This is a genomic window from Neobacillus sp. SM06 (assembly GCF_050496765.1).
Classification (GTDB): Bacteria; Bacillota; Bacilli; order Bacillales; family Cytobacillaceae; genus JAEVLT01.
In genome coordinates this window covers 302317-316839 of record NZ_JBNWEO010000018.1, presented here as the reverse complement: position 1 = coordinate 316839, position 14523 = coordinate 302317, and the positions used below count along the sequence as shown (strand labels likewise).

21 protein-coding genes are annotated in these 14523 nt (G+C 41.6%); 12 read left to right on the top strand and 9 right to left on the bottom strand.

Annotated elements, in window-relative coordinates; genetic code table 11:
* The first annotated feature begins 15 nt into the window (after window positions 1–15).
* The 10 genes from comGA to ACQYAD_RS16670 all read left to right on the top strand — a co-directional run bounded on the left by comGA (window position 16) and on the right by ACQYAD_RS16670 (window position 5437).
* Entirely contained in the window at window positions 16–1101 is a 1086-nt protein-coding gene (gene comGA / locus ACQYAD_RS16715) for a competence type IV pilus ATPase ComGA (protein ID WP_430239903.1), read from the top strand.
* Window positions 1088–2119 carry a competence type IV pilus assembly protein ComGB gene (gene comGB, locus ACQYAD_RS16710; protein ID WP_430239901.1) on the top strand — a complete coding sequence of 344 codons (1032 nt, stop codon included), beginning with the start codon at window positions 1088–1090 and terminating at the stop codon, window positions 2117–2119. Before comGA ends, comGB begins: the two co-directional genes overlap by 14 nt.
* 17 nt (window positions 2120–2136) lie before the next feature.
* On the top strand, window positions 2137–2445 hold the full coding sequence (gene comGC, locus ACQYAD_RS16705) for a competence type IV pilus major pilin ComGC (protein WP_430239899.1): 309 nt from the start codon (window positions 2137–2139) through the stop codon (window positions 2443–2445).
* Window positions 2445–2885 carry a competence type IV pilus minor pilin ComGD gene (gene comGD / locus ACQYAD_RS16700; protein ID WP_430239897.1) on the top strand — a complete coding sequence of 147 codons (441 nt, stop codon included), beginning with the start codon at window positions 2445–2447 and terminating at the stop codon, window positions 2883–2885. The genes comGC and comGD overlap by 1 nt, the downstream gene beginning before the upstream one ends.
* The gene (locus ACQYAD_RS16695; protein ID WP_430239894.1) at window positions 2869–3207 is read left to right on the top strand and encodes a hypothetical protein; all 339 of its coding nucleotides are present in this window, start codon (window positions 2869–2871) and stop codon (window positions 3205–3207) included. Before comGD ends, ACQYAD_RS16695 begins: the two co-directional genes overlap by 17 nt.
* On the top strand, window positions 3155–3634 hold the full coding sequence (gene comGF, locus ACQYAD_RS16690; RefSeq protein ID WP_430239892.1) for a competence type IV pilus minor pilin ComGF: 480 nt from the start codon (window positions 3155–3157) through the stop codon (window positions 3632–3634). Before ACQYAD_RS16695 ends, comGF begins: the two co-directional genes overlap by 53 nt.
* A complete protein-coding gene (gene comGG, locus ACQYAD_RS16685; protein ID WP_430239890.1) occupies window positions 3631–4014 on the top strand; it encodes a competence type IV pilus minor pilin ComGG in 384 nt (127 codons plus the stop codon). Before comGF ends, comGG begins: the two co-directional genes overlap by 4 nt.
* A gap of 37 nt (window positions 4015–4051) precedes the next feature.
* Window positions 4052–4240, top strand: a complete 189-nt coding sequence (locus ACQYAD_RS16680) for a YqzE family protein (RefSeq protein ID WP_430239889.1) — start codon at window positions 4052–4054, stop codon at window positions 4238–4240.
* A gap of 169 nt (window positions 4241–4409) precedes the next feature.
* Window positions 4410–5111, top strand: coding sequence for a helix-turn-helix transcriptional regulator (locus ACQYAD_RS16675; protein WP_430239887.1), 702 nt, complete (start codon window positions 4410–4412; stop codon window positions 5109–5111).
* Window positions 5112–5194: 83 nt separating this feature from the next.
* Complete coding sequence (locus ACQYAD_RS16670; RefSeq protein WP_430239885.1) at window positions 5195–5437, top strand: DUF2626 domain-containing protein; 243 nt, start codon at window positions 5195–5197, stop codon at window positions 5435–5437.
* Window positions 5438–5559: 122 nt separating this feature from the next.
* Here the strand turns inward: ACQYAD_RS16670 and ACQYAD_RS16665 are convergent, their stop codons facing one another.
* A complete protein-coding gene (locus ACQYAD_RS16665) occupies window positions 5560–6657 on the bottom strand; it encodes a class I SAM-dependent methyltransferase (protein WP_430239883.1) in 1098 nt (365 codons plus the stop codon).
* Between the two features lie 165 nt (window positions 6658–6822).
* Window positions 6823–7458 (bottom strand): MBL fold metallo-hydrolase, encoded by a 636-nt coding sequence (locus tag ACQYAD_RS16660; RefSeq protein ID WP_430239881.1) that lies wholly within the window; start codon window positions 7456–7458, stop codon window positions 6823–6825.
* A gap of 182 nt (window positions 7459–7640) precedes the next feature.
* Here ACQYAD_RS16660 and ACQYAD_RS16655 point away from each other — a divergent pair, with 182 nt between their 5' ends.
* Window positions 7641–7817, top strand: a complete 177-nt coding sequence (locus ACQYAD_RS16655) for a DUF2759 domain-containing protein (RefSeq protein ID WP_430239879.1) — start codon at window positions 7641–7643, stop codon at window positions 7815–7817.
* Between the two features lie 70 nt (window positions 7818–7887).
* Here ACQYAD_RS16655 and ACQYAD_RS16650 read toward each other — a convergent pair whose 3' ends face one another.
* The 6 genes from ACQYAD_RS16650 to ACQYAD_RS16625 all read right to left on the bottom strand — a co-directional run bounded on the left by ACQYAD_RS16650 (window position 7888) and on the right by ACQYAD_RS16625 (window position 11898).
* Window positions 7888–8205 (bottom strand): MTH1187 family thiamine-binding protein, encoded by a 318-nt coding sequence (locus tag ACQYAD_RS16650; protein WP_430239876.1) that lies wholly within the window; start codon window positions 8203–8205, stop codon window positions 7888–7890.
* A gap of 79 nt (window positions 8206–8284) precedes the next feature.
* Window positions 8285–9433: a hypothetical protein gene (locus tag ACQYAD_RS16645; protein WP_430239875.1), complete on the bottom strand. Its 1149-nt coding sequence runs from the start codon at window positions 9431–9433 to the stop codon at window positions 8285–8287.
* Between the two features lie 211 nt (window positions 9434–9644).
* The gene (locus ACQYAD_RS16640; protein ID WP_430239874.1) at window positions 9645–9989 is read right to left on the bottom strand and encodes a hypothetical protein; all 345 of its coding nucleotides are present in this window, start codon (window positions 9987–9989) and stop codon (window positions 9645–9647) included.
* Window positions 9958–10545 (bottom strand): M14 family zinc carboxypeptidase, encoded by a 588-nt coding sequence (locus ACQYAD_RS16635; protein ID WP_430239872.1) that lies wholly within the window; start codon window positions 10543–10545, stop codon window positions 9958–9960. The genes ACQYAD_RS16640 and ACQYAD_RS16635 overlap by 32 nt, the downstream gene beginning before the upstream one ends.
* A gap of 154 nt (window positions 10546–10699) precedes the next feature.
* A complete protein-coding gene (locus tag ACQYAD_RS16630) occupies window positions 10700–11677 on the bottom strand; it encodes an ROK family glucokinase (RefSeq protein ID WP_430239871.1) in 978 nt (325 codons plus the stop codon).
* Between the two features lie 5 nt (window positions 11678–11682).
* Entirely contained in the window at window positions 11683–11898 is a 216-nt protein-coding gene (locus ACQYAD_RS16625) for a YqgQ family protein (RefSeq protein WP_430239869.1), read from the bottom strand.
* A 183-nt stretch (window positions 11899–12081) separates the two neighbouring features.
* Here ACQYAD_RS16625 and ACQYAD_RS16620 point away from each other — a divergent pair, with 183 nt between their 5' ends.
* The gene (locus ACQYAD_RS16620; protein WP_430239866.1) at window positions 12082–12954 is read left to right on the top strand and encodes a hypothetical protein; all 873 of its coding nucleotides are present in this window, start codon (window positions 12082–12084) and stop codon (window positions 12952–12954) included.
* Here the strand turns inward: ACQYAD_RS16620 and ACQYAD_RS16615 are convergent.
* Window positions 12917–14446: a rhomboid family intramembrane serine protease gene (locus ACQYAD_RS16615; protein WP_430239865.1), complete on the bottom strand. Its 1530-nt coding sequence runs from the start codon at window positions 14444–14446 to the stop codon at window positions 12917–12919. The two genes, ACQYAD_RS16620 and ACQYAD_RS16615, sit on opposite strands and share 38 nt — an antisense overlap.
* Window positions 14447–14523: the final 77 nt, after the last annotated feature.

The following is a 14523-nucleotide window of genomic DNA, read 5'->3' as shown; positions in this document are numbered from 1 at the left end:
TGAGAAATTAAAAAGGTGGTGTTTCCTATTGTTAGTTCCATTGAGTTGCTAGCAAATCGAATTGTTTCGGATGCAGCAAGAAACCAGGCGACAGATATACACATTATGCCGCGAAAAAAGGATACGCTGGTTCAGCTCCGCTTATCCAATAAGCTCGTCCCAAGGCTGACATTGCCGAAGGAAGAATGCGATCAGCTTATTGCCCATTTTAAATTTGAAGCCAATATGGATATTGGCGAACGAAGAAGACCCCAAAGCGGCGCAATTATAAGTGAAGTTAACGGCCAGTTGCTCGGACTGCGATTGTCTACCCTACCCTCAAACAACCGTGAAAGCCTCGTCATCCGGCTGCTGCCCCAGCAAGAACAAATCCCTTTTTACCAGCTCTCATTATTCCCTGACATGACACGCAAACTGCTTGCTCTTCTAAAGCATGCCCACGGGCTAATCATCTTTACCGGGCCGACTGGAAGCGGCAAGTCAACAACCCTTTATTCCTTGCTAAACGAAACCGCTCATCTATTTCACCGCAATGTTATTACACTTGAAGACCCCATCGAAAAGAACTATGATTCCGTTTTGCAAGTACAAGTAAATGAAAAGGCAGGCGTGACGTACGCAGCTGGCCTTAAAGCGATTTTACGCCACGACCCTGATATTATAATGGTCGGGGAAATCAGGGATTCAGAAACAGCGAAAATTGCAGTGCGAGCCGCGCTAACCGGGCATTTAGTGCTTTCTACCATGCATACGAGGGATGCAAAGGGAGCCGTCTACCGCCTGCATGAATTTGGGGTTAATTGGCTGGAAGTTGAACAGACGCTTATTGCCGTGACTGCGCAGCGGCTCGTTGAGTTGACTTGTCCCTTTTGCGAAGGTGATTGTTCTCCTTATTGCTATTCATACGGCAGATGGAAGCGGGCAAGCGTGTTTGAGCTATTAGCGGGAAAAAATTTAGGCTTAACATTAAGAGGGGCAAAAGGCGAAAATGTGATATTGAACTATCGAACCCTTAAGCAGGTGATTCGGAAAGGGATAGCGCTCGGCTATATTAAGGAATCGGAATACGATCGCTTGGTTTATGATGATGAGACAAACTAAATGGCCGGTTTTCGAACAAGCTCAGTTTCTAAAACGGACGGGTGAATTGTTAAGAAGGGGCTATCCGATTGCTGAGGCGATTGAATCACTCTCCTTCCAATTGCCCGCCAGCCGGCAACCACAGCTCGTCCAACTGCTTGAAGGCTTAAAAAAAGGGTTAGCCTTTCATGACGTATTGGCAGAGCTCCGCTTTCATGAAGAATTAATTGGTTATGTGTATTTTGCCCAGCAGCACGGGAGTTTTGCAGAAGCACTATTCCAAGGCAGCGAACTCGTGTTAAAAAAAGAAAAAGACAAGCAAAAACTGCTGCATCTGCTCCAGTATCCCCTTGTGCTGATTATGTTAACGGGATTTATGTTTATCTTTGTTGAAAAATCCCTGCTGCCACGGTTTTCTACTCTGTTTCAATCGATGAATTTAGAAGAAAATTTCTTTATGAAAATCGTCAATGGCTTCGGTAAAAATTTTCCGATTTTCCTGGTCAGTCTTATCGCTCTTGTAGCTGTCAGCACAATTTACTACTTATTCATTTTCCGAAAAACACCCATTCTCCTTCAGAAAGTACAGCTTGTACGGATTCCCCTTGTTGGCCGGTTTCTAAAACTGGTTTACACCCATTACTTTTCCATTCAATTAAGTTTTCTCATCACGGGCGGCATTTCTGTTGCAGAAGCGCTAGCTTTATTTGAAGCAAACTCAAGACAGGCATTTTATGCCACTCTCGCAAAGAAGCTAAAAGATGGGCTCGTAACAGGGGAAAAATTAGAAACTATTCTACAGTCGTTTCCTTTTTTTGAAAAAGAATTTGCTTTGATTGTTAAACATGGACAAGAGAATGGAAAACTTGGTCAGGAGTTGTTTTTCTACAGCCAGCATTGCATGGCAATTGCAGAAGAGTTGACCGCAAAAAGTTTAAAAATGATTCAGCCGCTTTTGTATGTATTGATTGGATTGTTAATCGTTTCAATGTATTTAGCCATCCTTTTGCCAATGTTTCATCTTATGGATGGCATTTAAACAAGGAGGAAATGTAAATGAAAAATGAAAAAGGGTTTACATTAATTGAAATGATGATCGTCATGCTGGTCATCTCTGTTTTGTTAATTATCACCATTCCCAATATTACGAAACACAATTCAAATATCAATAATAAGGGCTGTGAGGCATTTGTCAAAATGGTTCAATCTCAGGTACAGTCCTATGAAATAGAGCATAATGCCTATCCGGCAAGTATAGACGATCTCGTCACAGAAAAGTACTTAAATACCACCAAATGTCCGGATGGCAAAACAACGGTCAGCATCGGGGCGGATGGCACGGTTTCAAAAGTGAGTACACCGTAATGAGCCGTTCTGAAGGGGGATTCACTTTAGCAGAATCTCTGCTTGTGCTGTCCGTATTTATGATCGTGTCTTCCATTACAGCTTTCACAGTTAAGCCTCAATTTGAAAAAGCGCAAGCCGATTCCTTTCTCACCCAGCTTCAAACCGATTTATACTATGCCCAGCAGTACTCGTTGACCCATCAAATCGAAACAACGGTCAATATTCAGGCTGATCAGCATTCATACTATATACGCACTCGATTCGATCAGCCCCTACTCGTTCAGAGAACCTACTCGAATCATATCAAGGTACTACCGCTTTCCCAGCCGTTATTTTTTAAATTCACCCCTGATGGGAATATTACTAAATTTGGTACACTTGCCATTGAAGCAGGTTCCAAGACGTATCGCATGACCTTTTTAATCGGGAAGGGGCGGTTCTATGTTACGGAAAAGTAACGGCTTCTTTTTAATTGAATTGCTTCTGTCTTTGTCAGCTTTATTGATGCTCGCCTTGTTTTTCGTTCCACTTCTGGCTGATTTAAACGCCCAGTCGCAACAGCTAGAGCGGGAAAGCTTGGCGGAGCAACTGCTTTTCGAAGAGTTGAACGCGCTCATGATCAATGGCACCCCTTCCCTCAATCATTCTATTTTTCGAAATGGAAATGAGTATAAGATCACGTGGGGCAGCAGTTCCCCGGGGAATCAAAAGGAGGTGTGTGTCACCCTTGAAAAAAAGGCGCGCTTACCTGGAAAAACCATTTGCCGGTTTGCTGAATAACCAAGGCTTCACCTTAATTGAAACTCTTTTTGCCCTTTCGGTTTTTGCGACCATTGTTTACTTTGTTCTGCCTCTCTTTCAAATCATGTTACCAACACGAGACCTTAATCGCCATTTACAAGAGATGGAATGGGATGTGTTCTCCAACCAAATCAAGAGAGAAATCCATTCGACTTCAAACGCTGTTACTCCGAATGAGACAACTGTTATTTTTACATCCGAGGCCGGTTCCGTTACATATGAAAAATACAATCAAACGCTTCGCCGGCAAGTAAATGGTACAGGGCATGAAATTTTGCTGCAAAATGTAGCAGCGGTATCCTTTCGTCCAGTCAAAAATGCAATCGAAATCACTGTAACCGATTTGACTGGAAAAATCTTTCGCGTTGTCGCGTATTCTTTTCTAGATTGGAATGATTCCCCATGATTCATAGCCAAAAAGGATTTACTTACCCGCTGACATTGTCATTGCTGCTTATTTTTTTCATCTTCTTTTCGATACGCGTTGACCAGCTTTTGACCGAGCGTAAATTTACGTACAATACAAAGATATCGCTTGTGCAGGAATACTATATGCTGACAACAGCAAAAAAAGTGGAAAAAATCCTTCAAACGGGGGATGGAACCACAACATCCGGTTCATTTTCATATCGTGACGGAACAATCAATTACCAAATCGATCCTCCAAGTGGAAGCATTCAAAAATTCACACTCACTTTGAAATTAAAGTCGGGGGAAACTGTCAATGGATATGGTTTTTATGACACGAATTTAAAAATGCTCACAAAATGGGTTGAAAAAAGTTAAAATTGGAAAGAATGAGTAAAAAAAAGGCAGATGAACAATGAAAACGAATGACTATGTGAAATATATAACGCAAACATTTGTCCAATATATGGATCAGCCAAAGGAATCCAGAAAAAAAATGCGGCAAGAACGGAAAGAATCGCGCGCCTCGTTTTGGTACCGCTGGTTCGGCATTCTTCCATATGTCGTTTATACCGAGGTAAAAAAACGAAACTGGCGGCGCTAAACATCCACGAATTCACAAAACAAGCAATATGATTTTTTTAGAAAACAAGCAAATCTGGGGGAATTGTGAACATTTTCTAAACATATAGTGTTAACATTGTTAACCTCGTTCCCATGGGTTGAACACTGTATTATAATGGAGTAAATTATGGGGGGCCGAGGTGATAAATATGGAACAAACGCTAAAGATTACAAACGTTTTATCAGATCCTACCAGGTATTACATTTATCAATATATTACGAAAAGGCATCGGGAAGTAACCGTTCAAGAAATAGCGGATAATTTTAATATCCATCCAAATGTTGCGAGACTACATTTATCAAAACTTGAAGACGTGAACATGCTATCATCAGAAACGAAGAAGACGGGCAAAGGCGGGAGACCCAGTCGTTTATACCGGCTTTCAGAAGATGTTATTCAACTGCATTTCCCTTTCCGTGATTACATGCTTTTATCCAAAGTGGCGATTGAAACGATGATGTCGCTTGGTGAAGAGGGCAGAAAAGCCTTATTTTTAACAGGAAAACGTTTCGGGGTGGAATTGATTGAACAAGAATTGGCAAAACAAGGTCTGCCGGGAGACGAACTTTCCTTTGATGAGAAATTGCGCATTTTAAAAAGTGCTGCTACACTCGCAGGCTTCTACCCCGAGTTTGAAGCTAGCGGTGATCAAACAAAAATTTACTTTCAAATCTTTAATTGTCCTTTTAAAGAAGTTGCACTTGAACATACGGAAGCGGTTTGCAGTATGCACCATGAGTTCCTTAAAGGAATGTTTGGAGCCCTCTTTACTTCTGTTCAATTAATTGAAAAAGAAAATATGTTTGCCGGCTGCGATGTATGCAGTTACCAAGCCTTCGTTTCAAATTAACCAAAAACCAATATTTACATTTCATTTCCGTTTATTTTATAATTAGAGGTGGATGGGATTGCAGGGTTAAAGGAGGGGTGCATATGGATCGCATGTTTAGAGTTTTGGGGTTCTGGACAGGGATTTTTACCGTAATGTTCTATCTTGGCCATATGGAGAAGACAGCATTACTGTTCCTGGCGCAAACGGGATTCTTTGTTCTACTAAGCTATCTTAAACTGTCCGAACGTATGTATTTGTATATTTTCGGAGCATATTTAACCATTTTCTTTGCCGGCTTTACATATTGGACTACTTTCATGATGCCGTTAGGTGGAAGTCAATAACCCGCTATCAAAAATGGACGTACAACTTCAGCTTTAAGTCATAACCAGTTTATAAACAATCAATGAATGGAAAGAGAAAAAAATGAATCTAAAAAACGCTGGAATACATATTCCAGCGTTTTTTATTCATTTTCGAACAGTTCTTTCTCCGTTTTGAGTTTCATATTTTTTTGCTGGGCGACAACATGAAAAGAAGAACTCATTCCAGATGGCATGATCAAACTGCGGATCGCCCGATTTCGCTTGCTGACTGCGGAAAACGGATTGGGATCATAATGATCCGCTAATTCCTTTAAAATTCCTGCTTTTAGCAAAAACTCATCCTGCCGCAATTGTGTGACAAATTCCAGTTGACATTCTTCTCCTTTTTGCCGCAGCCAATCAAAATGGACATGGGAGGTAATATCCATTTCACCTGGATGAAGTAGCACATTCTCTACCATTTGGTGCTGATAATATCCCCTTAAACTTCCATTTTTTTTTGCTGGCTCCATCCAATCTTCATTCGAATAGCCATAATCGACCGTAATAACGATGCCTTTTGTCAACACGGCAGCAAATTGCTTCAGCATATCATGCATCGAGAGCGGAATTTCAATTCGCTGCTTATTGCCAAGATGCAATCCGGATTCTTTTAAAAATGCTTGTATGGCTTTATTTTCAATCGGGACTCTTTGCTCGTACAGCTTCCCCTCTTTAAAACCAATCATGATTTCATACAATCGGCCATCCACTTTTTCTATGACATGAACAGGCAAGGCGTCAAATAGTTCATTCGAAAAGAGGATACCTTCAAACGATGGAACTTCGAGTAAGCTTTTATATTGTTCAACATCAAAATCGGACTGCAATAATTCATTTTGTAATTTTCGGTGGTATGGGCTCATTTCAACTATTCGATACGAAAGGGGTGTTTGAACCGACTCCTTCCATTCTTCTAAAAAGGCGCGGGCAAATCTGCCGTTTCCTGCGCCAATTTCGCAAAAAACAGGCGGGAGTTGGTGACGCCGGATCAATTGGGAAAACCATTTAGCCATGATTCTGCCAAAAACATCCGAAACATTGCTTGTTGTAAAGAAGTCACCCTCCCGGCCAATCTTTTGTTTTTCTTTCATATAGTAACCGTATTGCGGGTTGTAAAGAACAGTGCCGATATAGTCACTATAGGTGATAAGGTTTGACGGTGAGCGTTCGATTAACTGACGTAGAAACGAAATCAATTCCAGGCCTCTCCTTTAATTAACAACATTGACATAGTGTTAACTTTATTGTATTGTATATTCAGTAGCTTAACTATATCCCCTCCCATTAATGAATAGAACATCCCCCAGAAAAACCCTTCTCAGTTGAGAAGGGTTTTTCATTACCCAGCGAGGAGATATCAATTAAAACCCATTTAAAAAAGGATTACTGTCCATTTCATCGACGATGGTTGTGACCGGCCCATGCCCAGGCATTACAATCGTCTCTTCTGGTAACGTGAGCAGCTTATTGTGTATGCTAGTTACCAGTTGCGAATGGTTTCCTTCTGGCAAGTCTGTCCTGCCAATGCTCCCCTTAAACAAGGCGTCACCGGAAATGACAAATCCCTCTTTTTCAAAAAAACAGGAAACACTACCCGGAGAATGCCCGGGAGTTTCAAGTAAATCGAACTCGAAACCTTCAATCTTTACTGCCTCTTCCGTTGTAAAAAAGCGGTCCGCCGGCATTGCAGTAATCGCCTTTTGCAGCCGGAAAACGTTTGAGCCATTCAACATCGGATCACTTAGCCAATTTTTTTCTTTTTCATGAACGTACACCGGAATCGTAAAATACTTCCTGACTTCATCGACAGCACCGATATGATCAAAATGGGCATGTGTAAGGACAATTGCCCGCGGCTGCAGCTTTTTTTGTTCAAGCCAATGGATTACTTTTTCTCCTTCACTTCCGGGATCAAAAAGCAAACAGCTGCCATCCTCTTTTTCAATACTATAGCAATTCGTTTGCATAATCCCTAAAGGAATTTGCGACCACTTCATTCTTTTTCCTCCATCTTCCTGCTTATTTTTTCAAAGCGACCAAATAATTCAGATAATTCTAACTAACTCTCGACAATCATGATAAAACCCGATAAAATAATGAGTGAATGTACTAAATACTATATCTAGAAACGCAAAGTTTGTAAAATGAGAACCAATTACTTGCTAAGGGGGCATTTTTAATGGGACTTGTCTTTATCTTTGCCTTAATTACAATTCTGGCCGCTTATGGGGTATTTTGTTCACTCAAAAGCAAAAATTTCTTGGCTGTATTCTGGGGAATGACGACAGTCCTAGTTTTCGGATGGTTTTCAATCATGACGATCATTCATCACGGCGTTCCAACAAGCACGATATAAAGAAAAGCGCTCATCAGCAATGCCTTATCCTGATTAGCTAAAAAAAAGACTGCCATCACGGCAGCCTTTTTTATTGCTCGTTTAGCAGGTCCATGACTTTTGCCACTTTGTCTTCCATTTTTCGCGTTTTGTCCCGGCGGTCATCAATGCGAATCGTGGTAGCGACACGCTGGATCCCTTCTTTAAATGGAGTTTCATGCATTGCTTGAATCACTTCAAACAGAACGGACAGCTCCCCTTCAATCACGGTATTCATCGGTGTAAGCTGAAAACGTATCTTTCCCGATTGTTCATATTCTTTTAAAACTTTATGAACATTTGCAACGTAGCTGCTGACACTTGGCGAATCCGTTCCAATCGGGATAATCGCAACATCCACTATAGCCATTTTCATTCACCTTCATTTTTATAATTTAAGTTTTCCAAAATAATTTTACCATACTGCTGAAAGAAAGCGAACGAATGGCTCACCCGTTAGCCCATTTCACAATTTTTTTGGCCTTTAGGTCCATGAGTTTTTCTAAACTTGAGCCGTATAAACATGTTTCCCCCGATGGAGAACAGCTAAGCGGTTCATTTTTGAGATTTTGAAAAAGAACGGCCGATTTTTTCTCCGTTAGCAGTCTCGAAACAAGTTCGAAACCATCGTTGTACGCATCCGCTTCTCCACTTTTTACAGGCTGAAAAGTAAGAAACTGATCTTTTGCTCCAATATAGTCATAAAACGGGACAAGCCAATCCGAATACTGGGAGAGCTGCGGCATGGAAAATGCGGCCAACTGGCGGTTTTTTTGATCGAAAAACGTATAGACGGCCTGAGATTGATCTTGACCTTTCACGGTAATCGTCATCACCCTCTCTTTAAAGGCGGCAAACTGATAAATGTTTGAAAAAACGGGATGGACCGACTGATCAGCCAAAGATTTTACCACAAGTGGTGCAAACAATGCAGGATTTGCCTGATCTGAATTCAAATATGCAACATGACCTTTGTCTATCCATTTCAGAAATGGCTGCGGTACAGAAAGCTGTTTAATCGAGCGGGTTTCAAGGCTGACAAGAAAAACTTGAAACGTCCAATCCTCATTAAACTTTGAGATAAGAACCTCTGATTCATTATACGGGTTCCATTCAAACGAGAGCTCGTAAGAAGGTATGGATTCACTCCACACCACATGCCCCTTTAAATCCGTCACCGTAATCGTTCCTTTATAGGTTGACGGGGATGAGTGAATTAAAAGGTACTTTTTACCTGGGCTGATTTGCGCGGTCACAATTGGGTAGTCACTTTTATATACTATTTCGCTTTTTCCCGTTGGAAAATGATAACGATAAACAGAAGATGTTTGGCCTTGATTTGTAATGTAGAGAACCGTATCATTCGTAAGCCAGCCAACACCTTTGAAAAATTCGCCATTCGAAACGGCCATTGGGATTTTCCAACGATTGCTGGAACCAGTACTTGTGTCCTTCGGTTGCTGACTACCTTGCTGCTGCTTTCCAGGTTGAGATTTTGTACCTTGCTGAGTGGAACAAGCAGATAAAAAAAACAAAAGGACAAGCAAAAAAATCCAGGCTCCCATACCCTTTATTCCTTTTAAAAATGGTTGAAACACTTCACTCCCCCCCTTTTCCCGAGTTGTCCGATGGTTCATTTCCGCCAAAAAATGATAGATGAAAGAAAAAGCCGTATAAACACCGGCTTTTCATTTTAACGGATTTCGTGTAACAAAAGTTTTCTTAATGATATTTAATTTTATAAAGAAAAGAGGTTTTAAACAAGAATGGAAAACGGTTCCATTATTATTTTTTTATCACAACTCGATTTTACATTGCTAATGCCGCAAAAAACAGGCCTTCCATCGTTACGATTATTTTTTCTAAATGGGAAAGCGGCAGAGGGTTAATTCCCTTGCCCAGTTCAATCGTAAATCCGGGACGTCTGAATTCTTGAATAAACCAATCCTTGTAACCGGCATGGCTGTCAACATATTGAATCGCTTTATAGCCGCTCACCCGTTCAAATTCCTTTGCGATTAACGCTGATTCTGGCGGCTCCAAACCCTCGTATCCCCAGTAAAACTCTTCTCCCTGGGTATGGAAAGCAAGAAGCCTGTCAAAATTGCTGTTTGCAGCCAAGTTAGCCATGGCAATCGATTCCGGCTCTGTCAATGGTGCTTTCCCCGGGTAATCTCGAGGGGCAGGTCCGATCGGGGGCTTTTCGTTTTTGATCAATTTCCCAGTTTGCCGGATATTGCTTGTTTAAGTCAACCCCGAGTAGATTGGCTTTCCAATGAACAAATTCATCACTGCCTTCGTTAATCGCCAAAACAGCATCACGATACTGATCTGGGGGGCCATTTAACACAAGGTCGACCCCATCGGGATTTACCATTGGGACAATCGACAATGATGTTTGCCGATATAAATCAACAGCCGGAAACCCCATGAAAGGCAAACCATGTGCGACTAAAAACAAGTAGCGTTCCAATAAGTTCAGAAGCACAACGGAGGTAATCCACTCATTGGCATGAAACGAACCATTCATATGAATTTTCTTCGGTCCGTTTCCGATTTGGATTTCCCAAAGCGGTTTGCCTAAAACACTCGTACCAATCGAACAGCGGGTGATGAACGGATATGTTTTTTCAAGATTGAGGATGCATTGGTCAAGCCACATAGAATCACATGGCGAACTATTTTTTACACACACAGGCTGAAACCTCATCTTTATCCTCCTCTATCCATTTTAGCGGAAATCTTACCAGTTCCCAAAGAAAGATGTGAATTCTGATAGTATTAAGCCTATGTGAGCAATAAAAAAAGATGTTTTCGAAAAGCAAAAAAAGCTTGCGGGTACCCGCAAGCTTTCCCTTTACTGTCTATAAATGTTCCGAATGCTTTTTAACTAGCCATGCAGCACCAATAACACCCGCATCATTTCCCAATGTAGCAAGTGCAAGCTCGGTTGACTTTCGTACCGGACGAAAGGCAAATTGGTCAAAATAGCGTTTAACAGGCTCGAGCAAACGATCTCCGGCTTTTGAGACGCCGCCGCCAAGGACTATTTTTGCCGGGTTTAGCGTGTTGGCGATATTGGCAAGTGTCAACCCTAAATGGAAAGACACCTCGTCAACTACTTTTGCTGCAACCATGTCGCCATTGCGGGCACAATCATAGACATCCTTTGCTGTGAGGGACCCATTTTGATCCAGCCGGTCTTTTAATTCACCACTGGCATTCGTTTTTGCTAATTCCTCTTTCGCCAAGCGGACAATTCCAGTTGCTGAAGCAATGGTTTCAAGGCAGCCTGTTTTTCCGCAGTTGCACGGGGCACCGCCCTTAGGAATCGCTGTAATGTGGCCGATTTCTCCGCCTGCTCCGTTAACTCCTTGAACAATGTTTCCACCGGCGATTACGCCCCCGCCCACTCCGGTACCGAGCGTAATGCAGACAAGATCTTTAGCGCCATTCCCGGCACCTTTCCACATTTCCCCTAAAGCCGCACAATTGGCGTCATTATCGATGGCTGCAGGTAGTGAAGTTTCCGCTTCCAACAGATCTTTAAGCGGGAAATTATCCTCCCAGCCCAAATTTACAGCATTTAAAATTACGCCCGTTTCATAATGAACAGGCCCTGGAGCCCCCATACCAACCCCCAGCAAATTTTGTTTTATTTGGCCAAGCTCTTCCAGCTTTTGGTCAATGGATTTGGCAATATTGACCGTAATGTATTTTCCTAATTCAGAATTATCAGTTGGAATTTCCCATTTTTCAATGATTTCACCATATGTATTAATAAAAGCAAGCTTTGTCGTCGTGCCGCCAAGATCAACACCGACCAACCATTTATCCGGCATCCTCTTCACCTGTCTTCTCTCTGATTTTTTTCTTTTAAAAACTGAATTTCATGTCTTAATAGTAATTTCGCTGTTTGGTACTCTTTTACGTCAATCAACTGGGCATGATACAGTTCTGTCAGTTCATCTTCCATTAGTTCCAGATCCGCAACTCGATCGCCTATATAAATGACAGTGCCAAACTGTTTCAAAAACTGCTGAATCTCATAAACCGTTTTCATTGGTATCCTCATATAAGAAAAGTGGAGTGTACTATAAGTATAATCGAAACACCATCTTGTCTCAAGAGTATTCTCTTCCGTACTTGTCTGCTTCAGCAAACCTCATCTGTTTCCCTGTTTTTTGGCATGTTTTGCATGTTTGTCCCATATATTTTTAGCATAACGGCATGAGGTTGTGGTCAAATGAAAAAATACAAATATTTCATTGCAATTGGTTTATTGATTTCCATTGTCTTCGTTTCGATCAAGGTCAAAACAGATCCGGTTCAGGAAACGATTACGTATTTCCCGATAGATCCAACGGTATCGTTTCAAAGTGCATCAACATCCTTAAGCCAATTCATTCCATTAAAAAAAAGAACGTACTCGTATGTCTGGCAAACGAAGTCTACCTTGGATCGAAACGCTTACTTACGGCAGGATGTCGGCTTGCTGTTTTCAAACGGAAGATTAATTGGAAAATTGGGCAAGTGGAAAACGAATACGGAACAGATAATCCAGCAAAAAAAAATGGTAGGAAGTGAGAGTGCCCTCCTTCAAGCGTTGACCTTCCATTATGCTGAAATTCATCATAACGAAGCGGAAATTTTTAGTGCCCAAACGATGACAAGTGCCGCAACATATGTGGTCAACTCTCCGTTTGAATCCCTTTTTACATTTCAACAAGCGGGGAATGAAGCAGAATCAAAATGGAAGAATATTCTTGATGACAAAACGTCTGAAGTTTTGCAGTCAAGCTGGAAAAAAGGACTGCGCACGTTTTCCATTCAGCTTAACCACTATAATGCGTATCCGTTAACCCAACTGTATACTCGCGAGACTTTGCCCGGTTTTTCAAAAGAAGAAACCGAAAGAGTGGTTGGTAACTTATGGGAAGGGCTCTATAAAAATTATTTTCTCGGAATAAAAAAAGCGGATGGAACGATTGTACCCCCGGATGGGAGCACAATCCCGCTTATTTTGATTGCAAAGGATCGGACAAAGTTGCTTGTTTTAACAGAAACAGAAAAAGGAGAACCTATACTCCTCCGCCAGATGATTGCATATGGACATTGATTTCATTTACAAGATTCCCATATTCTTTCTGATCCGGTTTTAACTTCGCAGCCTTTTCGGCATATTTTTTTGCCTCAACTAGATTGTTTTCTTCAAGGTAAACAAGCGCCAAATTATAGTAGGCTTCATCGAAATTTGATTTTAGCTTAATCGCCTGTTGGAGATGACTTTTCGCTTCAGGCAGCAGCCCTTTTTTTATTTCAGAAAATGACAGCAGGAAATAAAGCTGCGCTGTCGGCTTCGGAGCATTTTTCTCCGTTTCCTGTAAAATGGTGTATGCTTCATTGTATTGCCGATTTTCGATATAATTCTGGGCTAAAATCAGATTCGATCCAATATCCTTTGCCCTTACTGTTTCATTGAAACCGTATGTTAAAGAGCTCCAAACAGCCGCAGCAGCCATCAGAAAAAACAATACCTGCAGAAGCGGCTTTTTCTTTTTCGGAAAAAAAACCACTCCGGCAGCAAGAAAGCCGCCAATTAGTCCGCCAATATGCCCGGCATTGTCGATCCCTGTTGCCGAAAATCCAAATGCCAGATTTATCGCAATAATCACGAAAAGGTTGATTCCCATTGTACGATTAAAAAGTCGGGGATAGATGGCACCGAAGAAAAGGAGAGCGCCGAATCCTCCAAAAATCGCGCCGCTCGCACCCGCTGACAATGATGAGCTGAACAAAAAACTAGCGATAAAGCCTGTCACTCCCGAAACCAAATAAATGAAAAAAAACCGAATGTTCCCGTATATCCGCTCAACGGCAATACCAATATAGTATAATGCCAGCGTGTTCATGGCTAAATGAAGAAAACCAATATGGAGAAAAATCGGTGTGATAAACCGCCACCATTCCCCTTGATAAATTAGCGGATTGAATTTCGCCCCATATCGAATCAACGTGGCCGTATTCGTGCTCCCACCATGAAGTTCGAGCCATACAAACATCGCGACTTGAACAAAGATAAAGGCATACGTGAAAAGCGGCTTGCCATTGGCAAACGCCTCACTTTCTTTTTTTGCCTTTTTCGCAGCAAAATCGAGCGAACTCTGTTTGACAGCAAGGATCTCCTGTTCAGAATAGGTTTCCTGAATAGGAAAAGACGCATCAGCATCAAATAAATGCGAAAGTTTTTCAAAACTTTGTTCATACTCCCCCTGTGCCATGATCACGGTTAAGACGGCTGTTTTCTTAGCATTTGGCAAAACAAACGGTTCCTTTGTATGCTGATGATACTCATCCACGGGCGGGTATGGGCTGACGTAAATAGCAAGAAGGTTCAACTCGCCTCGGTTTAGCTGCTGGCGGATCCTTTCTCCATTTGCAGCAGTAAACTCAATATCTCTTTGCATCTGGTTGCTCCAGTCCAATGAATGGGACAAGAGGCGGATAATCGGTGTCCGTTTATTTTCGATTTTTTCAAGCCAGATCTCATTATCACTTTCCGATCGTTGGACAATGCGATAACCACGGTTTTTTATGAAAAATTGCGCCAACCTCCAAAAAATATACTCCTCTTTTGAGCTCAATGGCTCCCCTACTTTCTTTATGTTTTTTTTTCATTTTTTCCTCT